This window comes from Coprococcus sp. TM115-187 (assembly GCF_027679115.1).
Lineage (GTDB): Bacteria > Bacillota > Clostridia > Lachnospirales > Lachnospiraceae > Allocoprococcus > Allocoprococcus comes.
Genome location: NZ_JAQEKS010000018.1, coordinates 1 through 20,271 on the forward strand (window position 1 = coordinate 1; position 20,271 = coordinate 20,271).

The following is a 20,271-nucleotide window of genomic DNA, read 5'->3' on the forward strand; positions in this document are numbered from 1 at the left end:
AACGGTACGCACGGTGGTGTGAGAGGACGGCGGTTAGTCACCGCCTCCTACTCGATTTACAGGGTGTAACACACTACACTTTGCCCTGCAAAGTCGTGTGCCAGACGTTCCCTCTGGACTCCCTTATGGCAGGTCTTACGCCCTGCTTATCCTACGCTCCACGCTTCGGATAAAAGAATGGCAGCATGACGGTGACGGCTCTTGCGAGGGGGTATTCCAAAAACACCGTCATCATCGACATGACCGTCATGCAGGGAATAAGGGTGACAGTTGAGGCAGTCGGTAGGGGGTATCCCAAAACTGCTGTCACCGCCGTCACCGCTGTCACCCAAAGGGCAGTTTACCCGCCGAAGAAAGGAAGATGATGAATTATGCCCTATGCAATCCTGCGTTTCCAGAAACGCAAAGCGGGCGGCGTTGCGGCTTGCGAACGCCACAACGAGCGTAAAAAAGAAGCCTATAAAAGCAATCCAGATATAGATATGGAACGCTCGAAAGATAACTACCATCTTGTGAATCCGCCGAGGTACACCTACAAGAAAGAGATTAACCGCATGGTAGCCGAAGCAGGGTGCAGGACGAGGAAAGATAGCGTGATGATGGTGGAAACGCTTATCACGGCTTCGCCAGAATTTATGAACAGCCTGCCGCCCAAAGAACAGAAAGCGTATTTTACGATGGCTCTGGATTTCATTTCAGAGCGTGTCGGGGAGAAAAATATCCTCTCCGCAGTCGTCCACATGGACGAGAGAACGCCGCATATGCACCTCTGTTTTGTGCCGATTACACCAGACAATAAGCTGTCTGCCAAAACAATTTTAGGCAATCAAAAGAGCCTGTCCGAATGGCAGACCGCCTACCATGAGCGGATGTCCTCACGGTGGAATCAGCTTGAAAGAGGTCAGTCCTCAATGGAAACGAAGCGGAAACATGTCCCCACATGGCTCTATAAGTTGGGCGGCAGGCTTGATAAACAGTATGAGGAAATTGTGTCTGCACTGTCCGACATCAACGCCTTTAATGCAGGGAAGAAGCGTGACAAGGCTCTGGAACTGATTGCGGCATGGCTCCCAGACGTGGAGAAATTCTCAAAGGAAATCAGTAAGCAGAGTGCCTATATCAATAGCCTAAAGGAGCAAATCGGGCAGGAATCAGACTATGCGGGGCGTATGCGTGATGAAAAGTATGAGCAGGAACTAAAGGTGCAGAAAGCGAACCAGAAGATATTTGAGTTGCAGAGAACCAACGAGCAGATGGGGCGGCTGCTCTCAAAGATACCGCCCGAAGTGTTGGAAGAATTGCAGAAAAACCATAAAAGCAGAGCGAAAGAAAGGTAGATATGTGAATGAAGAAACAGGATTTTAAGGTGTTAAAGACCAAAGACTTGTACCCGTTTCCCGACAATCCGTTTCATGTGGCAGAGGATGAAACGCTGTCAGAATTAGCGGAAAGCATCAAGGAATTTGGCATTGTCACGCCGATAATCACACGCCCGAAAGAGGACGGGAACGGCTATGAAGTGATTGCAGGGCAGCGGCGTGTCCGTGCGTCTGAACTTGCAGGGATAAATACCGTGCCTGCGTTTGTCCTGCCCTTAGACCGTGACCGAGCCATCATCACCCTTGTAGACAGTAATTTACAGCGTGAGAATATCCTGCCATCAGAGCGGGCGTTTGCCTACAAGATGAAATCCGAAGCCATGAAGCGGCAGGGTTTCCGCACAGACTTAACCTCGTCACAAGTTGTGACGAAGTTGCGGACGGACGACAAGGTGGCACAGGGCTTCGGCGTAGGCAGGATGACCGTACAAAGATTTATCCGTTTGACGGAACTGATACCGCCGATTTTGCGGATGGTGGACGAGGGGAAAATCGCCCTCACGCCTGCGGTGGAACTGTCCTTTTTGAAGAAAGACGAGCAGGAAAACCTCTTTGCCACGATGGAGAGCGAAGAAGCAACGCCCTCACTCTCACAGGCACAGCGGATGAAAAGCCTAAGCCAGAGCGGGCGGCTTGACATGGATACGATATTTGCAATTATGACGGAGGAAAAGGGAAACCAGAAAGAAACCTTGAAAATCAACACAAGCAAGCTGAAAAAGTATTTTCCGAAGAACACAACGCCGAAGCAGATGGAGGAAACCATCATTAAACTTTTGGAGCGTGAATTGCAGAGGAAACGGGGCAGGGACAGCCGCTAATATTCTCTTTTCGGGAGGTAAATGCAGAAAATTGAGGTATGAAGAATGAAAGAAATCCAGTATGAGATTGTAAAGGAAATCGCCGTATTGTCTAAGGGCGACAGCGGCTACACAAAAGAAATCAATCTTATCTCATGGAACGGAAGAGAGCCGAAATATGACATCCGCAGCTTTTCCCCGAACCGTGAGAAGTGCGGAAAGGGTATCACGTTGAACGCTGATGAAGCAGCAGCACTCCTTGAAGCATTACAGAAAGAAGTAAACAGCGGGGATTGATGGTATCTGATTGACAGGGCGGGGCGTTTCCAGACGTTCTCCTGCCCTGTCTGGAAAGGAAGATTTAAGTATGGGCGAGGATAAGAAAGCAGATAAAAAGAGAAAGCGTATCGTGCCGAAAGCACCAGTTCAGATGATAATCAGCCGTGAATATGTCGGCACGCAGACAGTCACAGAAGCGTTTATCCCGATTATTTCCGAGGATATTCGGAAGAAGATTGCCGAGGGCGACACCTTCGACAATGAGGGGCTGTCCGCTTAGAATGTACGCAATGGAACATGAAAACAGATAGGACAGATATGGAGGTTTTACAGTATGGCAGGAATAAGAATGGAGAACAAGATTTATGAAGTCGGCATGTACTGCCGCTTGTCAAAAGACGATGGCACGGATAACGAGAGTGCGAGCATTGCGACACAGAAATCCATCCTCACGGATTATGTGAAAAAGCAGGGATGGCACTTAGCAAAAACGTATGTGGACGACGGTTACTCTGGTACAAATTTCCAAAGACCAAGTTTCCAGAACATGATTAAGGACATTGAAAGCGGTCTGATAAACTGCGTTATCACGAAAGATTTATCTCGTCTGGGGAGGAACTATCTTGATTGCGGACTGTATCTGGAAGTGTTTTTCCCAGAGCATAATGTGAGGTATATAGCGGTCAATGACGGCGTGGACACGCTCAATAAATCCGCTATGGACATCACGCCTTTCCGCAACATCCTAAACGAAATGTATTCCGCCGATGTGTCGGTCAAGATAAAATCGGCGTACCGAGCGAGGTTTCAGCAGGGGAAATTCATGGGGACGACAGCACCATACGGTTACGTCAAAGACCCCGCCGACCACAACCATCTGCTGATAGATGACAAAGTTGCCCATGTGGTAAGGGAAATATTTGACCTTGCGTTAGCGGGCAACGGAATCGCCAAAATCCGCAAGCACATCAACAAACAGCATATCTTACGCCCCGCCGCTTATGCGGCGGAGCAGGGGGCAACAGGCTATGAGAGGTATTTTGAGGAGAATGAGGAGAACCGTTATATTTGGAGCGAGAACAGCGTAAGGGGCATTTTAAGAAGCCCGATATATGCGGGAAACCTTGCAGGCTACAAGCGGATTGCCGCCAACATGAAAAGCAAGAAACGCCCCTCTAAGCTGCCCGAAGAATGGGAAGTGATACCAGACACCCATGAGGGGATAGTCACGCAGGAGGAATTTGATACCGTACAGCAGCTTATTACAAGCCGCAGATTACCAGAAAACAAGGGCGGCTTTGAGAACATCTTTGCAGGCGTTATTAAGTGTGCGGACTGCGGCTATGCGATGCGGGCTATGAGTGCCAACAGGAGGAAACGCCCCGACATCATCGACTGCGTACAATATTCCTGCAATAATTATGGCAGATACGGTAATATCATGTGTACCGCACACAGCATTGAAGCGAGGGACTTGTTCAACGCTGTCCTCACCGACATCAACCGATTTGCGGATATGGCAGTCAATGATGAAAAGGCAGTGAGGGCGATTGAAAAGCGGCTCACGGAAACAGACCAGAGCAAGGCAAAGGCACTGGAAAAGGAGCAAAGAAAACTGAACAAACGCCTTGCAGAACTGGACAGGCTGTTTTCCTCACTCTATGAAGATAAGGTGATGGAGCGTATTACCGAGCGGAATTTTGAGATGATGTCGGGAAAATACCAGAAAGAACAGCTTGAAATTGAAGCAAGGCTGAAAGAGGTAACGGAAACGCTCAGCGACAGCTATGAGAAGACGCAGGGTGTCCGTGATTTCCTCTCCCTAATCCGCAACTATCAAGGCATTAAGGAACTGGACGCAACCATCATAAACGCACTTATAGACAAGATACTTGTTTCGGAACGTGAGAAACTTACAGACGGAATGGTGCGGCAGGAAATCAAGATTTATTATAAATTCATCGGCTTTGTCGGTGAATTACATATCACACCGACAAAGCGGTGGACTGCGTTAAAGCCTAAGAATTGTACGGTGTGCGGTGTTGAATATGTTCCCCGCTCTGGCATATCGAAGTATTGTCCTGCTTGTGCCAAGAAGATACAGAGGGAGAAATCAAACGAGAGCAAACGCAGGAGCAGGGAGCGAAACAGACAGGCATGTATTGAACTGTCCGCAAAAAATGACCGACTGACTTGGAACAGAGGGAAGGACGTATTATCCGTCAGGGAAACCATAATAAAAAGGTTCATATCTTCCGGTATGTAACAGAATCCACTTTCGACAGTTATATGTGGCAGTTGATCGAGAACAAGCAGAAATTCATTTCCCAGATTATGACGAGCAAAGCACCGGTCAGAAGTTGTGAAGATGTGGACGAAGCGGCGCTGTCCTATGCAGAGGTCAAAGCACTTGCAACCGGAAATCCGGCAGTAAAAGAGAAGATGGCATTAGATGTGGATGTGGCAAAATTAAAGCTTTTAAAAGCTAATCACATGAATAACCAGTACCGCCTGGAAGATGACATTGCAAGGAATTTTCCGCAACAGATTGCAAAACTGACGGAGATTATTGCCAGCTACAAGGCAGATAAAGGAAGTACTGTTGATCGTATTTCGGTAGAGGAGTTTCCAAATTACACTATTCCCGTGATTTCATTGAAGAATCAGAAAAAAATGGTTGCAGTATTAGAAAAAATCGACGCTAAGATAAGGACTAATAATAAGATAAATGATTATTTATCATATCAATCTTCGATGGCAGCTTGACCATTCATGAGCATTGGAAGTAACCAGTCTCTTATTGAGGCTAATTCATCACTTTCTTTCTGATATTGTTCTTGAAGCATGAGCAAACAATTAAACTTGTTTAAAATAGCTTTATTATCAGGAATAAAAACTGGAATATTTTCAATATCTCCTTTGGTAATGAATTTTACAATCGAACCTGAAGCTGCAGATTTAAATGACTTTATTTGATACATGCTTGCTAAATACAGAAGAGCATAATACTCTAGGTCTGGTATTAACACATATGTTCTTTGATAAGCATTAAATTTTCCTGTATAATGCTTAACATTAAACTCTCCATTGCCGGCTATCAAAATAGATGAAGCATTGAACGCATATTCATCACATTTCAATGTATTACTTGAGCAAGTAAAGAAATTATATTTCCCATTTGGTGATGAAAAATTTGCATCTTCCTTCCCAGTAACAATATTGGTCAAAGCAGATGCAATTGTATTATGACCAGTAATATTCCCAGTTTGAGCATCATTCATCATATTTTCATACAACAAGCAAAGTAGCTGTTCTAAATAATCATTTAAAGTGGAATGGAGAAGATAGATACGATCGAGAAATTTCTATTGTAAAAGAGTCATGACCAAAGAGAAATATCTAAATTATATAGATAGCCTTGTTATCCAGTAATTCAAGGAGAACGAATCAACTATCAAAATAAATAATGTTTTGAATACGGGGATGAAGTAGAAAGGAAAGTACCATGACAAAGGATGAAGTAAAAAAACTCTGGATGGACAGTCCGGAATCACTACAGTTTTTAAATAATGCTACAAAATTTTATAATTTAATGATGATGTATCGTTGTGCTATTCGGGAGATACAAACTAAACTTGAGGTTTTGGATGATGAATTTTCAGTTGAGAACAATCGAAATCCTATTTCTTTTATAAAAACAAGGATTAAGAAGCCCAATAGTATTTACAATAAATTGCAGAAAATGGGACATGATTTTACAACAGAAAATATACAGACATATTTAAATGATGTAGCAGGCGTTCGAATAGTTTGTGCGTTTATTGACGATATTTATATGATATCAGATTTGATTACCCAACAGGATGATATTAAAGTTATTGAAATAAAAGATTATATAAAAAATCCAAAACCAAATGGTTATCGAAGCTATCATATGATTGTTGAAATACCAGTATTTTTTGCTAAGGGTAAAACACCTATGCGTGTAGAATTACAGATCCGAACCAATGGTATGGATTTCTGGGCAACATTGGAACATCAACTTCGCTATAAAAAAGGAATTGAAGAAATGCCTGGTTATGATGAGATAAGTGAAGAATTACTTCATTCTGCAAGAGCTATCATTGAAGCGGATAATGAAATGCAGAGAATAAAAGACAAAATTGGTATGTTTCATGAAATTTAGGCAGAAAACTGAGCAAGTAGGAAGGTGGAATATATATGAAGCAAGATACTTTAGAGGGCAAAGCAAAAACAAAAAATGGGGTAAAACGGCTGTGTTTTTCCATAGTCTGCATTCTTCTGGAAGTAATTTTTATTATTACTATCGTAACACGCTTGAATGAATATGCAGAAATTATAAATTTATTTACAAGGATTTTGAGTGGAATCTTGGTTTTGGGATTGTACGCATCAGATAAGACCTCTTCTATGAAAATGCCTTGGGTCATCTTAATTCTAATCTTCCCAATTATGGGTGTAGGCCTGTATTTGTTGATTGGTTTGAATGGTGGCACACATAAAATGCGTGAACGATATACAGAAATTGATAGTAAATTATTACCAATGCTTCCTGACAATCAGGAGTGTTTGAGTAGAATAAAAGAAACGATTCCGAAAGCAGGAAATATCGCAAGTTACATACAAAGAAATTCGCAGTATCCAATCTATCAGAATACAGATATTGTGTATTTTGATGAAGCAGTGACAGGATTAGAGGCACAGCTTAAGGATTTGAAGAAAGCACAGAAATTTATCTTCATGGAATATCATGCGATAGAAGACGCTGAAGCATGGCATAAGATTCAAGATGTTCTGGAAGAGCGAGTAAAAGCAGGTGTGGAAGTTAGAGTATTCTATGATGATATGGGTTCTATAGGCTTTATTAATACAGATTTTGTGAAAAAAATGGAGCGAATAGGAATTCATTGCCGTGTATTCAATCCGTTTATGCCAGGTTTAAATCTGTTTTTGAACAACCGTGATCATAGAAAAATAACAGTTATTGATGGAAAAGTCGGATTTACAGGTGGATATAATCTCGCAAATGAATATTTTAATTACACACACCCGTACGGACAGTGGAAAGATACAGGTATTCGTTTAGAAGGAGATGCTGTTCAGTCGCTTACGGTGACATTTTTGGAGATGTGGAATGCAGTAAGTGATAAGGATGCTAATGATTCTGATTTTAGTAAATACCTTTTCCATTATGATTATGCGGCACAGCAAACTGGGTTTGTTCAACCTTATGCAGACAGTCCTATGGATAATGAGCAGGTAGGAGAAGAAGTTTATATCAGTATGATAAATAAAGCTGAAAAATACTGTTGGTTTATGACTCCATATCTAATCATAACAGATGAAATGACACATGCGTTATGCCTGGCTGCTAAGCGAGGGGTAGATGTAAGAATTATCACACCGGGTATCCCTGATAAGAAGTTCATTTATAATATAACTCGTTCTTTTTATCATGGATTAGTTAAACATGGTGTTCGTGTTTATGAGTGGACTCCTGGTTTCTGTCATGCAAAAATGAGTGTGACAGATGACTGTATGGCAACCTGTGGAACAATTAATCTGGATTATCGAAGTTTATATCACCATTTTGAAAACGGCTGTTTTATGGCAGATTGTCAGGCAGTTGTGGAAATAAAAAATGATCTGATAAGAACGATGGGAGAATGTCGTGATGTGACAGACCAATATCAAACCGGACGAAGTGCATATTTGCGACTGGGACAATTATTTATGAGATTATTTGCTGGATTGCTATAAGAATCTGATGAAACGACCTTTCAAAAAACAGTTGATTTAGAAGTTAACTGTTTTTGAAAGGCCGTTTTTGTTATATCTAACAGTCTGTTGTACAAAGAAGATTTTGCATGGATGAAAAAACAAACCTTGTTGAGGTTAAATTGAGTTTTCCATTGTATTGTATGTGTTTCTTTTAATCGTAATAATGGCAGGTAAGGAGCTGTATATGGTAGTCAGTGGATGTCTTGTGATACGAAAGACAGGAAAAGTACATGGTGCAGACTGGCATGGAAAGATAGTAACCTTTTTATTATATGGAACTGCAGCGGTGCATATTATATGGTTCCACATTACACCGATGGTATCAGATCTGTTGATTGGTTTGTGCGCTATAATGATGGTCATATCGGTCGCTCTGTATATTATCCAGAATACCAGGACTCTTAAGGGAGAGACTGTATAAGCAATTTTATATTGCAATGACTAGAAAAATATTTAGGAGAAGATAGATATAAACAGTAAGTCAAACACACAAACTATGGAGTCTTTAGTCGGTTTAATAAAATTTTAGATAGAAAATAAATCATTCAATGTCATTTAGATAAGGTTTTTTATGACAAAAAGACAGATTGCATATCTGCCTCATAATGCAGTATAATAGTAACGAGATTTATGTAACCCGATACATGAAATCCCTATTTCTCTTTGGACTGAGGTGGATAGGATATTTTCGATTGTACCTGACAGGTGTCAGATACTTTTGTATGAGAAGCATGGTCTCTGTTTCATCACCGCCGTGTTTGAGATATGCCCTGCATATGTTTACTGCATTTGAAACGGATTTACTCTGCATCTGGAGCATAAACTGAATATACTCGCGGAAAGAAAGTTTGCGGTTCCTGGTAAAATCACTTTCCGGATTACGGCAGAACATGGAGTGAATTTCATCGAGTTCTGTGATGCAGTTGTCGAGTGTGGATTTTAAATTAGATAAGAAAAAATCAGCCATAATGAGCCTCCTTGAAATATGTTTATAATCAAGGCTTGCGCAACATATATTGGCTTACTTGTCAACTGTTTTTTGTAATATTTTTAAAGTTTTTAGGCATAAAAACAGTGGCTTTCTATGACAGAAAACCACTAAAATGATGCTTAACTGAATGGCATTGCTTTATAATCACTTTGAAAATGGTTGTTTTATGGCGGATAGTCAGACAGTTTTGGATATAAGAGATGATCTTGGAGCAACAATGAATGAATGCAGGGAAGTGACCGAAAAGTACCGCACAGGACGGAGTGCATATTTACGGATCGGACAGTTGTTTATGAGATTGTTTGCAGGACTATTATAGCAGAAAGAAGAGGTGTTCGATATGTGTACAGCAGCAACTTACAAAACAAAAGATTTTTATATGGGTAGAACGCTTGATTATGAATTTTCCTATGGGGAACAGATTACGATAACGCCAAGAAATTACGAATTTGATTTCCGGTTTGCCGGGAAGATAAAAAGCCATTATGCTTTGATCGGAATGGCATTTGTTGCAGGAGGTTATCCGCTTTATTATGATGCTGTTAATGAAAAAGGCCTTGGAATGGCAGGTCTTAATTTTGTCGGCAATGCGGCATATGAAGAGGCTTTGCCGGAAGATGAAACAGAAGTCAGCCAGGTGGCACAGTTCGAGTTCATCCCATGGATCCTTACACAGTGTGCTACTGTAGCAGAGGCGAGAGAGAAGCTGGCAGCAATGAGACTGACAGGCACAGCATTCAGTGAACAGCTGCCGACAGCACAGCTTCACTGGATCATTGCAGACAAAGACGCCTGTATCGTTGTTGAGTCTATGAAGGATGGGCTGCATGTATATGATAATCCGGTAGGAGTGCTTACCAATAATCCACCATTCCTGGGTCAGATGTTTGCACTGAATAATTATGCCGGAGTATCCAGAAAACAGCCGGAGAGTACTTTTGCAGGAGTATTACAGCTTGATGCATATAGCAGAGGAATGGGTGGAATGGGAATACCTGGAGATCTTTCCAGCCAGTCAAGATTTGTGAAAGTTGCCTTTACAAAATTAAATTCGATCTCCGGTGAAGAAGAGGGTGAGAGTGTAAGCCAGTTCTTCCATATCTTAGGATCTGTAGATCAGCAGCGTGGATGTTGTGAGGTGACAGAAGGCAAATATGAGATCACGATATACACGTCCTGTTGTAATACAGCAAAAGGTATTTATTATTATACGACTTATGATAATCATCAGATCACAGCGGTTGACATGCATGCGGAAAATCTGGATTCAGATCAGCTGATCTGTTATCCGCTTCTGTCCAAGGGCGAAGTCAGATGGCAGAATAAATAATACGAAAATGCACGGAGAAAGCATATCGCAGAACAACAGGAGGAAAGACCATGAAAGAAGTTAAAACACCGAAAAAACCACTGGCATATTATTATGGGATTGTGTTAATAGTGCTGATCGTATTTAATCTGGTTGTCACACCAATCCTTATGGAGCATCAGGTAAAGGAAACGGATTATGGAACTTTTATGAGCATGATCGAGAAGAAGAATATCGGTGAAGTAGAAGTTAAGGACAATCAGATCATCTTTACAGATAAAGATCAAAAAAATATTTATAAAACAGGTCTGATGAACGATCCGAACCTGACGGACAGGCTATATGAATGTGGAGCAGTATTCGCAAAAGATATCGATAAGCAGATGTCACCGATCATCAGCTTCCTGCTGACCGGGGTTTTGCCATTGATCCTTTTTATCGCACTGGGAAATTATATGGCGAAGAAACTGATGGAGCATGCCGGAGGAAAAAATTCGATGGCTTTTGGAATGGGAAAAAGCAATGCGAAGATTTATGTGCAATCCAGTGAGGGAATCCGTTTTTCAGACGTTGCAGGAGAAGATGAGGCGAAAGAAAACCTTTCAGAGATCGTTGATTATCTTCACAATCCGAAGAAGTATACCGATGTAGGTGCGTCTATGCCAAAAGGTGTCCTTCTTGTAGGACCTCCGGGAACTGGTAAAACAATGCTTGCAAAAGCAGTTGCGGGTGAATCAAATGTACCATTTTTCTCAATGTCCGGATCAGAATTCGTAGAGATGTTTGTCGGTATGGGAGCTTCCAAGGTTCGAGATCTTTTCAGACAGGCAAAGGAAAAGGCACCATGTATCGTGTTTATTGATGAAATTGATGCCATTGGTAAAAAGCGTGACGGACAAATGGGCGGAAATGATGAGAGGGAGCAGACCTTAAATCAGCTTCTTACAGAGATGGATGGATTTGAAGGAAATAATGGTGTCATCATTCTTGCTGCAACGAACCGTCCGGAGTCGTTAGATCCGGCACTTACACGTCCGGGACGTTTTGACAGGCGTGTGCCGGTTGAACTGCCGGATCTTGCAGGACGTGAAGCAATTTTAAAGGTTCATGCAAAGAAGATAAAAGCATCTGATGATGTTGACCTGCATACGATTGCACGTATGGCATCCGGTGCATCCGGTGCGGAGCTTGCCAATATTATAAATGAAGCAGCATTACGTGCTGTCCGTAGTGGAAGGACCGTTGTAAATGAATCTGATCTCGAAGAAAGTATAGAAGTGGTTATTGCAGGATATCAGAAGAAGAATGCGGTTCTTTCAGATCAGGAGAAGAAGGTTGTTGCATATCATGAGATAGGACACGCTCTGGTAGCTGCATTGCAGAGTCATTCAGCACCGGTCCAGAAGATTACGATCATCCCGCGTACCTCAGGTGCACTCGGCTACACTATGCAGGTTGAGCAGGGTGATAAATATCTGATGACGAAAAAAGAACTTGAGAATAAGATTGTTACATTTACAGGCGGACGTGCGGCAGAGGAGATCGTATTTGGTGAGATCACGACAGGAGCCTCCAATGATATCGAACAGGCAACAAAAATTGCAAGAGCGATGATCACCCGCTACGGCATGACAGATGAATTCGACATGGTGGCAATGGAAACCGTGACCAACCAGTATCTTGGCGGCGATACGTCTCTTTCCTGTTCCACAGATACCCAGAAGGAAATTGATGAAAAAGTCGTGCAGCTCGTAAAAGCAGAGCATGAAAAAGCAAGAAAAATCCTTTCCGAAAACAGGGAAAAACTGGACGAACTGGCTATGTACCTGTATGAGAAGGAAACAATTACAGGTGACGAATTTATGGATATTTTAGACAGAAAATAATGTAGTTAATTAGATAATCAATGTCATTTAGATAAGGTTTTTTATGATGAAAACAGTATATCATATGCGTTCATGCATTGAAAATACTGTTCAGTTAAGAAATGCTGTATTTTTTAGATGCACTAATGCGTAGAAAGCAGGTGTATGATGAGTTCAAATCATTTTTTGTGTATGACAAAAAGACAGATTGCATATCTGCCTCATAACGCAGTATAATGGTAACGAGATTTATGCAACCCGATACATGAAATCCATATTTCTCTTTGGACTGAGGTGGATAGGATATTTTCGATTGTACTTGACAGGTGTCAGATACTTTTGTATGAGAAGCATGGTCTCTGTTTCATCACCGCCGTGTTTGAGATATGCCCTGCATATGTTTACTGCGGTGGCGAAATTAATTTTATAGACGTGTTTGGTATTTTTAGATGTTTTTACCACAGCGTGAGAAGTCACTAATTCACAGAAATTATACAGAATCATACGAGCATTGATTTCCCCAATTAATACTAAATTGACTACTCCAGCATCACCTATTGATCATATCTTTATTAAAGGATTTATAAAAAATACATGTAGAGTGTCGCAACCAACAGAGTGTTCTGATCATTTAATTTTATGGGCTGAAGAAAAATAGTTAGTAGTTCTGAAAAATGGAATTATTTTTATCAAATTAATCAATACAGCCTGCTGGTTTGATCCAAAAAGCCCAATTTACAGCTTTGGGGCATTTATTTATCTGCTACTCATCATAATGTACTCATATTTTTATACAAATATTACTTTCAATGCGAGCGAAGTAGCACACAGCATTCAGAAAAGTGATGGAATTATCCCTGGAATAAGGTCTGGGCAAAATACAGTTGCATATTTAAAAAGACAGATGAAATCACTGATCTTTATCGGAGCAATCTGTATGTCCATCATTGCTATGGTTCCTATTTTTATCAGTGCACATTATGGATTATCCCGGCTGTCGTTTCTTGGTACATCAGTAATCATTACTGTGAGTGTAATTACTGATACAAAAAATCAAGTACTTAGTCAGCGACGCAGTAAAAAATATATAGCAAAGGCGGTGTAAAAATGTTTAAGAAAAAAGAAAAAAAAGATACAGCATCCGTGTTTTTCTATCCGTCATTAAAGAACACTATCGTCGATACTTTTTTTATTTTATTCATTGCGGCTATAGGAACTGCCACTTATTTTGGAATCGATATGATCATGAGTAAAATAATTTCGTTTATTTAAAAAAAGGCTGGGGAACCAGCCTTTTCCTATTTTTTACAAATTATTTCATATTGCTCATAGCTAAGGAGGTTTATTAATTGGAATATGCTAAGAAAAATACAGAGGATCCAAAACTTCTTTTATCAGTAAAAGAAGCCTGCAAGTTAACAGGAGTGTCCGAAAAAACAATGCGTTCTTTAGCTTATGAGCAAAAAATGATGGTGCGAATAGGAAAAAGAACTTTAATTCACAAAAAAAAATTAGAAAAATGGATTGACCATCAAGTGCGGCATTGAGTATTTTATCCTATAGTACCCAAAAAGAGCTTCTTGAAAAGCTCATTAAAATTTGATACTATTAAACGGATGAAGTACCTGTCCATGGGTCAAGGAAAGACAGGTGATCGTCATGGGAAAAGATCTAACAGGCAAAGAATTAGGAAAAGGGTTTACCCAACGAAAAGATGGGCGTTATCAAACACGCATATCCCTTGGAGGAGGAAAGAAACCGATATGCCTATATGGTCATACTTTAAAAGAAGTTAAAAAGAAAAGGGAAAAATTATTAGAAAAAACAAAATACGGATTAGATATAGACACACACAAAATAACTCTAAATCAGTGGTTTGAAAAATGGATGGAACTCTATATCGTAAATAGGATAAAAAAAAACAACAATTCGAAATTATATCGATTCGTATAATCGGTGTATAAAATATATAGGCTATATGAAATTAGCAGATATTCAAATCACGCATGTTCAAAATATGGTTATTGAACTAGCTAACAAAGGCTATAAAAAATCCACTATCCGTTCTACTGTTTCTGTCGTATCCAGCTGTCTTGAAAGAGCTGTAATCGGAAAAATGCTTTTATTCAATCCATGCAGAGGGATTGTTTATCCGGAAATAACGAATAAAAACTTCAAACCGGTCAAAATGGCAGGACAGAATTTGAAACGCATGACAAATGACGAAATCATAAGGTTTTTTGATGTAGCAAGAGATACTCGATATTACGAATTATATATACTGCTTCTTTTTACAGGAATGCGGATTGGAGAGGCGTGTGCATTGGAATGGAAAGATGTTGACTTTCAAAACAACTATCTCCATGTGTATAAAACAATCAATATTGTCCCTGTTTATTACGATGACAACGGGAACAAACTAGATAGACCTTATTACATCAAGCAAATTACATCTCCAAAAAGAACCGCAAGTATAAGAAAAATCCCACTATTCAAGGCTGCAGTTGATGCGTTATATAGTTGGCACGAAAAACAGCTTGCTGACAAAAGAAAGTACAAAAAAAGTGGGGGATTAAAAATTTGTTATTAAATGATTATCCTCAATTGATTTTTACGACACAAGAGGGAAATTGTTTTATGCCGACACAGGCAGAAAAAGAGTGCCGACGGATAACTTCCATAATGAATAATCATGAAAAACAACAGGCACTAACAGAAAATAGGGAATATCATATTTCCAATATTCATCCTCATTTATTCCGCCATACGTTTATTACATTGTGTTATGAATCTCATATGGATCCAGCGTCTATAATGCTTATTTCCGGACATAATGATATTGATATGATGAAACATTATACACATCCGGACTCCGTATTTATTAACAGCGAGTTTAATAAATATACAGGTCATATGCATAATTATTCATTCCGTTCAAATGCAACAATTGATCAGGATTTACAAATTTGGTCAAAAGATGGTCAAATTAGCATACCACAAACGCTGAAACCCTTATAAAATAAGGAGATTTTGATATGAGTAATGAATTAACACCGATGATGAAGCAATATATGCAGACAAAAGAGGAATACAAGGATTGTATCCTTTTTTACCGCTTAGGAGATTTTTATGAAATGTTTTTCGACGATGCTCTCACAGCATCAAAAGAGCTGGAAATTACTCTGACTGGAAAGAATTGCGGACTGGAGGAACGGGCACCGATGTGCGGAATCCCGTACCATGCAGTTGACAGTTATCTGAACCGTCTGGTATCCAAAGGCTATAAGGTAGCAATCTGTGAGCAGGTAGAAGATCCGAAAACAGCAAAAGGAATTGTAAAACGGGAAGTTATCCGTGTAGTAACACCTGGAACCAACCTGGATACTCAGGGACTGGATGAAACAAAGAACAATTACATTATGTGTATTGTCTATATGGCAGACCGGTACGGACTTTCGGTTGCGGATGTTACAACTGGGGAATATCTGGTAACAGAACTGGATTCCCAGACAAAACTGATGGATGAGCTTTACAAATTTATGCCGTCTGAGATTGTCTGCAATGAAGCATTTTACATGAGTGGACTGGATTTGGATGATTTGAAAAACCGTCTGCATATGGCAATTTATTCACTGGAAGCATGGTATTTTGATGATGCACTCTGCCGGGAAACTTTGCAGGAGCATTTTAAGGTAGCTTCTCTTGAAGGGATTGGACTTTCGGACTATGAATGTGGGATGATCGCGTCCGGTGCGCTTTTAAAGTATCTGGAAGAGACGCAGAAGAATTCCCTGTCTCATATGAGCCGTCTGACACGTTATGCAACGGGTAATTATATGGTTCTGGACAGTGCTACAAGGCGTAATCTGGAGTTGGTTGAGACTTTGCGTGAAAAGCAGAAAAGAGGATCCCTTCTGTGGGTACTGGATAAGACAAAGACGGCAATGGGGGCGAGAACTCTTCGGAAATATGTAGAACAGCCGTTGATCGACAAGGAATCCATTGTCAAAAGGCTGGATGCAGTTGCGGAATTGAAGGACAATGCTATTTGCAGAGAAGAAATCCGGGAATATTTGAATCCGGTGTACGATCTGGAGCGTCTGGTTGGGAAAATCACCTATCAGTCAGCAAATCCAAGAGATCTGATTGCATTTCAGAGTTCCCTTTCCATGCTCCCGTCGGTAAAATGCATATTAAAGGATATGGAGAGTGACTTTTTAAAAGAAATTTATGAAGAACTGGATCCGCTGGAAGAACTTTGTGATCTGGTCGGACGGGCGATTCAGGAAGAACCGCCGCTTGCCATGAAAGAAGGCGGAATCATCAAAGATGGTTATAATGAAGAAGTGGATCGTCTTCGAAAAGCAAAATCCGAAGGAAAGAACTGGCTTGCTGATCTGGAGACCAAGGAACGGGAAAAGACCGGGATTAAAAACCTGCGGATCCGTTATAATAAAGTATTCGGTTATTATCTGGAAGTTACCAATTCGTTCAAAGATCTGGTTCCGGATTATTATACAAGAAAGCAGACCCTTGCCAATGCGGAGCGTTATATCATTCCAGAACTGAAAGAGCTGGAAGATACGATTCTGGGAGCAGAGGATAAACTCTGTGCACTGGAATATGAGCTTTACTGTGAGGTGAGAAATACTATCGCAGCAGAGTTGACCAGGATACAGAGAACAGCAAAGGCAGTTGCAAAGCTGGATGTGATAGCTTCTCTTGCACTGGTTGCCGAGCGCAACAACTATGTACGGCCAAAGATCAATGAAAAGGGCGTGATCGACATTCGTGATGGGCGACATCCGGTGGTGGAAAAGATGATCCCGAATGATATGTTTATTGCCAACGATACTTATCTGGATGATAAAAAACAGCGCATTTCCATCATTACCGGACCAAACATGGCTGGAAAATCCACCTATATGCGTCAGGCTGCGCTGATCGTACTGATGGCACAGCTGGGATCCTTTGTGCCGGCGTCTTCAGCAAATATTGGACTTGTGGACCGCATTTTTACCCGTGTGGGAGCGTCAGATGACCTGGCAAGCGGACAGAGCACCTTCATGGTGGAAATGAACGAAGTGGCAAATATTCTGCGAAACGCGACAAGCAAGAGCCTTCTGATCCTGGATGAGATTGGAAGAGGAACCAGTACCTTTGATGGATTGAGTATTGCTTGGGCGGTTGTCGAGTATATCAGCAACAGCAAACTTCTTGGGGCAAAGACCTTATTTGCAACCCACTATCATGAGCTTACCGAGCTGGAAGGCAAGATTAGCAATGTCAACAACTATTGTATTGCGGTCAAGGAAAAAGGTGATGATATCGTATTCCTGCGTAAGATCGTAAAGGGTGGAGCAGATAAGAGTTATGGTATCCAGGTCGCAAAGCTTGCAGGAGTGCCGGATCCGGTCATTAACCGCGCCAAAGAGATCGTAGAAGAGCTGGTGACAGCGGATATTACCGGAAAAGTAAAGGATATTGCGGTACAGGGAAGTGAAACGAAGAAAAAAACGCAGAAGAAGCTGGATGAGGTGGATCTGACACAGTTTTCTCTGTTTGATACCGTAAAAGATGATGATGTGTTAAATGAGTTAAAGGAACTGGATATCAGCCATATGACGCCAATGGATGCCATGAACAAACTGTATCAGCTGCAGAATAAGCTGCGGAACAGATGGTAGGCTGATCCATAAGAGAAAGGAAAGAAGAATCGAATGCCGCATATAGAATTGCTGGATCAGATTACAATTGATAAGATAGCAGCCGGGGAAGTGATTGAACGCCCGGCTTCTGTTGTGAAAGAGCTGGTGGAAAACGCGATTGACGCAGGATCTACAGCGGTGACTGTGGAGATTGAAGAGGGCGGGATTTCTCTGATACGAATTACGGATAATGGTTGTGGGATCGCGAAACAGGACGTGGAAAATGCATTTCTGCGCCATTCGACCAGCAAAATCCGCAGTGCAGAGGATCTGACACATTTGTCTTCTCTTGGGTTCCGCGGAGAAGCGTTGTCGAGTATTTCGGCAGTTGCAAGAGTGGAACTGATCACAAAGACAAGAGAAGACGTATTTGGGACAAAATATATCATAGAAGGCGGAAAAGGAAGAACGCCGGAGGAGACCGGAGCGCCGGATGGGACGACCTTTCTGGTGCGTCAGCTGTTTTTCAATACACCTGCCAGACGCAAATTCTTGAAGACGCCGATGACAGAGGCAAGCCATATCAGTGATCTGCTGACCAGACTTGCCCTTTCGCATCCGGATATTTCCTTCCGGTTTATCAACAATGGACAGGTAAAGCTGCATACTTCCGGGAATGGGAAGATGAAAGATGTCATTTACCACATTTACGGACGGGAAATTGCGAACAATCTGATTCCACTGGAATTTGAAAAAGATGGTATAAGGCTGTCCGGATATCTGGGAAAGCCAGTGATTAACCGTGGAAACCGAAATTTTGAAAATTATTTTGTCAACGGGCGTTATGTAAGGAACAGTATTCTTGCAAAAGCGATTGAAGATGGATACAAAGATTTTACGATGCAGCATCGTTATCCGTTTGTTGCATTCCAGATTGAGATCAATCCGGAAAAAATTGATGTAAATGTGCATCCATCCAAGATGGAACTTAGGTTCAGTAACCAGCAGGGGATTTACAATCTGCTTTATGAGGCGATCAGTAAGGGTCTGCATGAGCCGGAGTTGATTCCGGAAGTGGAAATGTCTGAGATCAAAGTACCGGGAATGTCTGAAAAAAGACAGGAAAAGAAAACTGTTATAAGAGATGCGGGAAATCCATATCGGACAGATGGCACTTCACCCAAGATGCGAAAGAGTTCCGTTCAGGAGGGGGCAGAGCGAGCGGAATCCTGGTCGCAGTCAGAGATGCCGTCAGCAGAACTTCAGACACAGATAAGTACAGAAAAGACAGTCTCAACCGGTGACGAAAAGCTGGATTATTTTATGCAGAAGATGAGGGAGCGGGTTTATGCCAGTCATCTTACAGAAGCAAAAGAAGAGCAAGAGAAGAATATCGGTGCTAAAGAGTCAAAGATGGCTGCATTAGATGAAAATCCGGCTGTAGATATCCAGAATAAAGGAACAGAAAACAGAGCGCATTCTGATAAAAGCAAAGAAAAAACAGAGTGCGATCCGGAAAAAACAGAGTCAAATCTGTTTTTGAAGGATTTGAAAGCAAAAAAAGTAAAACAGTTAGATTTGTTTGAAGAGCAGATTTTAAAGAAAGAGGCAAGACAGGAATACCGGATCATCGGACAGGTCTTTGAAACCTACTGGCTGATCCAGTATCGTGACAGCCTCTATATTGTAGACCAGCATGCCGCACATGAAAGAGTCCTTTATGAAAGGACCCTTGCAGGAATGAAGAAGAGAGAGTATACTTCACAATACTTGAGCCCACCGATCATCCTGAGCCTTTCTATGCAGGAGATTGATGTGTTGGAGACATTTAAAGACCGCTTTACGGCAATCGGGTTTGAAATTGAGCCATTTGGTGGTGACGAGTACGCAGTTCGCGCAATTCCGGATAATCTGTTTGGAATCGCCAAAAAGGAACTGCTTCTTGAAATGTTGGATTCCCTGTCGGATGGGTTATCGACCAGTCTGGAACCAGAGCTGATTGATGAGAAGATTGCGTCCATGTCCTGCAAGGCGGCTGTCAAAGGAAATATGAAGCTGTCCTATGCAGAAATGGATGAACTGATCAATGAACTGTTGTCCCTGGATAATCCATATCATTGTCCGCATGGCAGACCAACGATCATTGCGATGACAAAGCGGGAACTGGAAAAGAAATTTAAGCGTATTGTGTAGGAGAA

General features: G+C 41.4%; 21 protein-coding genes and 2 pseudogenes. 21 read left to right on the plus strand and 2 right to left on the minus strand.

The features are described from left to right. The first annotated feature begins 185 nt into the window (after positions 1-185). The 8 genes and pseudogenes from PGW42_RS11315 to PGW42_RS16150 all read left to right on the plus strand — a co-directional run bounded on the left by PGW42_RS11315 (position 186) and on the right by PGW42_RS16150 (position 5,224). The gene (locus PGW42_RS11315) at positions 186-365 is read left to right on the plus strand and encodes a hypothetical protein (RefSeq protein ID WP_004613323.1); all 180 of its coding nucleotides are present in this window, start codon (positions 186-188) and stop codon (positions 363-365) included. Between the two features lie 6 nt (positions 366-371). After that, positions 372-1,337: a MobV family relaxase gene (gene mobV, locus PGW42_RS11320; protein WP_002596256.1), complete on the plus strand. Its 966-nt coding sequence runs from the start codon at positions 372-374 to the stop codon at positions 1,335-1,337. 8 nt (positions 1,338-1,345) lie between these two features. Next, entirely contained in the window at positions 1,346-2,200 is an 855-nt protein-coding gene (locus PGW42_RS11325; protein ID WP_002596257.1) for a ParB/RepB/Spo0J family partition protein, read from the plus strand. 45 nt (positions 2,201-2,245) lie between these two features. Beyond that, on the plus strand, positions 2,246-2,476 hold the full coding sequence (locus tag PGW42_RS11330) for a YdbC family protein (protein WP_002596258.1): 231 nt from the start codon (positions 2,246-2,248) through the stop codon (positions 2,474-2,476). Positions 2,477-2,546: 70 nt separating this feature from the next. Further along, a complete protein-coding gene (locus PGW42_RS11335) occupies positions 2,547-2,738 on the plus strand; it encodes a hypothetical protein (protein ID WP_002596259.1) in 192 nt (63 codons plus the stop codon). 54 nt (positions 2,739-2,792) lie between these two features. After that, complete coding sequence (locus tag PGW42_RS11340; protein WP_118247407.1) at positions 2,793-4,724, plus strand: recombinase family protein; 1,932 nt, start codon at positions 2,793-2,795, stop codon at positions 4,722-4,724. After that, positions 4,643-5,047 (plus strand): annotated as a pseudogene (locus tag PGW42_RS11345) (helicase); the annotation flags it as partial. The gene PGW42_RS11340 and the pseudogene PGW42_RS11345, both read left to right, overlap by 82 nt. Continuing rightward, positions 5,027-5,224, plus strand: coding sequence for a restriction endonuclease subunit S (locus tag PGW42_RS16150; RefSeq protein WP_256171082.1), 198 nt, complete (start codon positions 5,027-5,029; stop codon positions 5,222-5,224). The pseudogene PGW42_RS11345 and the gene PGW42_RS16150, both read left to right, overlap by 21 nt. Here PGW42_RS16150 and PGW42_RS11355 read toward each other — a convergent pair. After that, positions 5,203-5,742: a restriction endonuclease subunit S gene (locus PGW42_RS11355; RefSeq protein ID WP_117558176.1), complete on the minus strand. Its 540-nt coding sequence runs from the start codon at positions 5,740-5,742 to the stop codon at positions 5,203-5,205. The genes PGW42_RS16150 and PGW42_RS11355 overlap by 22 nt on opposite strands. A 221-nt stretch (positions 5,743-5,963) precedes the next feature. Between PGW42_RS11355 and PGW42_RS11360 the strand changes: the two genes are divergently transcribed. From PGW42_RS11360 to PGW42_RS11370, 3 genes and pseudogenes are all read left to right on the plus strand, one after another. Continuing rightward, positions 5,964-6,644: a GTP pyrophosphokinase gene (locus PGW42_RS11360; protein WP_009203863.1), complete on the plus strand. Its 681-nt coding sequence runs from the start codon at positions 5,964-5,966 to the stop codon at positions 6,642-6,644. 35 nt (positions 6,645-6,679) lie between these two features. Then, the gene (cls, locus tag PGW42_RS11365) at positions 6,680-8,239 is read left to right on the plus strand and encodes a cardiolipin synthase (protein WP_117558174.1); all 1,560 of its coding nucleotides are present in this window, start codon (positions 6,680-6,682) and stop codon (positions 8,237-8,239) included. 160 nt (positions 8,240-8,399) lie between these two features. Beyond that, positions 8,400-8,681, plus strand: a pseudogene (locus tag PGW42_RS11370) (CDP-alcohol phosphatidyltransferase family protein); the annotation flags it as partial. A 207-nt stretch (positions 8,682-8,888) separates the two neighbouring features. On the opposite strand, the gene PGW42_RS11375 reads toward PGW42_RS11370, so the two are convergent. Beyond that, entirely contained in the window at positions 8,889-9,227 is a 339-nt protein-coding gene (locus tag PGW42_RS11375; RefSeq protein ID WP_055248539.1) for a hypothetical protein, read from the minus strand. A gap of 151 nt (positions 9,228-9,378) precedes the next feature. On the opposite strand from PGW42_RS11375, the gene PGW42_RS11380 reads away from it, so the two are divergent. The 10 genes from PGW42_RS11380 to mutL all read left to right on the plus strand — a co-directional run bounded on the left by PGW42_RS11380 (position 9,379) and on the right by mutL (position 20,266). Next, positions 9,379-9,570 (plus strand): hypothetical protein, encoded by a 192-nt coding sequence (locus PGW42_RS11380; protein ID WP_008370191.1) that lies wholly within the window; start codon positions 9,379-9,381, stop codon positions 9,568-9,570. Between the two features lie 21 nt (positions 9,571-9,591). Continuing rightward, positions 9,592-10,581: a choloylglycine hydrolase gene (gene bsh, locus PGW42_RS11385; RefSeq protein ID WP_005360258.1), complete on the plus strand. Its 990-nt coding sequence runs from the start codon at positions 9,592-9,594 to the stop codon at positions 10,579-10,581. Positions 10,582-10,631: 50 nt separating this feature from the next. Then, positions 10,632-12,446 (plus strand): ATP-dependent zinc metalloprotease FtsH, encoded by a 1,815-nt coding sequence (ftsH, locus tag PGW42_RS11390; RefSeq protein WP_055248541.1) that lies wholly within the window; start codon positions 10,632-10,634, stop codon positions 12,444-12,446. 712 nt (positions 12,447-13,158) lie between these two features. Further along, positions 13,159-13,530, plus strand: a complete 372-nt coding sequence (locus PGW42_RS16270) for a hypothetical protein (protein ID WP_416387083.1) — start codon at positions 13,159-13,161, stop codon at positions 13,528-13,530. A 244-nt stretch (positions 13,531-13,774) separates the two neighbouring features. Further along, on the plus strand, positions 13,775-13,972 hold the full coding sequence (locus tag PGW42_RS11395; RefSeq protein ID WP_117558317.1) for a helix-turn-helix domain-containing protein: 198 nt from the start codon (positions 13,775-13,777) through the stop codon (positions 13,970-13,972). Positions 13,973-14,084: 112 nt separating this feature from the next. Beyond that, complete coding sequence (locus tag PGW42_RS11400; protein ID WP_270203665.1) at positions 14,085-14,378, plus strand: hypothetical protein; 294 nt, start codon at positions 14,085-14,087, stop codon at positions 14,376-14,378. Between the two features lie 25 nt (positions 14,379-14,403). Beyond that, positions 14,404-15,015 carry a tyrosine-type recombinase/integrase gene (locus PGW42_RS11405; RefSeq protein WP_117558321.1) on the plus strand — a complete coding sequence of 204 codons (612 nt, stop codon included), beginning with the start codon at positions 14,404-14,406 and terminating at the stop codon, positions 15,013-15,015. 14 nt (positions 15,016-15,029) lie between these two features. Beyond that, complete coding sequence (locus PGW42_RS11410; protein ID WP_270203687.1) at positions 15,030-15,443, plus strand: tyrosine-type recombinase/integrase; 414 nt, start codon at positions 15,030-15,032, stop codon at positions 15,441-15,443. Between the two features lie 17 nt (positions 15,444-15,460). After that, positions 15,461-18,112, plus strand: a complete 2,652-nt coding sequence (gene mutS / locus PGW42_RS11415) for a DNA mismatch repair protein MutS (RefSeq protein WP_330677035.1) — start codon at positions 15,461-15,463, stop codon at positions 18,110-18,112. 33 nt (positions 18,113-18,145) lie between these two features. Further along, entirely contained in the window at positions 18,146-20,266 is a 2,121-nt protein-coding gene (gene mutL / locus PGW42_RS11420) for a DNA mismatch repair endonuclease MutL (protein WP_270203667.1), read from the plus strand. Positions 20,267-20,271: the final 5 nt, after the last annotated feature.

Coding starts and splice junctions, on each gene's coding strand:
- mobV (WP_002596256.1), top strand. CDS start 372: ATGCCCTATGCAATCCTGCGTTTCCAGAAACGCAAAGCGGGCGGCGTT.
- mutL (WP_270203667.1), top strand. CDS start 18,146: ATGCCGCATATAGAATTGCTGGATCAGATTACAATTGATAAGATAGCA.
- PGW42_RS11375 (WP_055248539.1), bottom strand. CDS start 9,227: ATGGCTGATTTTTTCTTATCTAATTTAAAATCCACACTCGACAACTGC.
- PGW42_RS11360 (WP_009203863.1), top strand. CDS start 5,964: ATGACAAAGGATGAAGTAAAAAAACTCTGGATGGACAGTCCGGAATCA.
- PGW42_RS11340 (WP_118247407.1), top strand. CDS start 2,793: ATGGCAGGAATAAGAATGGAGAACAAGATTTATGAAGTCGGCATGTAC.
- PGW42_RS11405 (WP_117558321.1), top strand. CDS start 14,404: ATGAAATTAGCAGATATTCAAATCACGCATGTTCAAAATATGGTTATT.
- PGW42_RS11380 (WP_008370191.1), top strand. CDS start 9,379: ATGGCATTGCTTTATAATCACTTTGAAAATGGTTGTTTTATGGCGGAT.
- PGW42_RS11325 (WP_002596257.1), top strand. CDS start 1,346: ATGAAGAAACAGGATTTTAAGGTGTTAAAGACCAAAGACTTGTACCCG.
- ftsH (WP_055248541.1), top strand. CDS start 10,632: ATGAAAGAAGTTAAAACACCGAAAAAACCACTGGCATATTATTATGGG.
- PGW42_RS11330 (WP_002596258.1), top strand. CDS start 2,246: ATGAAAGAAATCCAGTATGAGATTGTAAAGGAAATCGCCGTATTGTCT.
- mutS (WP_330677035.1), top strand. CDS start 15,461: ATGAGTAATGAATTAACACCGATGATGAAGCAATATATGCAGACAAAA.
- cls (WP_117558174.1), top strand. CDS start 6,680: ATGAAGCAAGATACTTTAGAGGGCAAAGCAAAAACAAAAAATGGGGTA.
- bsh (WP_005360258.1), top strand. CDS start 9,592: ATGTGTACAGCAGCAACTTACAAAACAAAAGATTTTTATATGGGTAGA.
- PGW42_RS11355 (WP_117558176.1), bottom strand. CDS start 5,742: ATGATGAATGATGCTCAAACTGGGAATATTACTGGTCATAATACAATT.
- PGW42_RS11400 (WP_270203665.1), top strand. CDS start 14,085: ATGGGAAAAGATCTAACAGGCAAAGAATTAGGAAAAGGGTTTACCCAA.
- PGW42_RS11315 (WP_004613323.1), top strand. CDS start 186: ATGACGGTGACGGCTCTTGCGAGGGGGTATTCCAAAAACACCGTCATC.
- PGW42_RS11335 (WP_002596259.1), top strand. CDS start 2,547: ATGGGCGAGGATAAGAAAGCAGATAAAAAGAGAAAGCGTATCGTGCCG.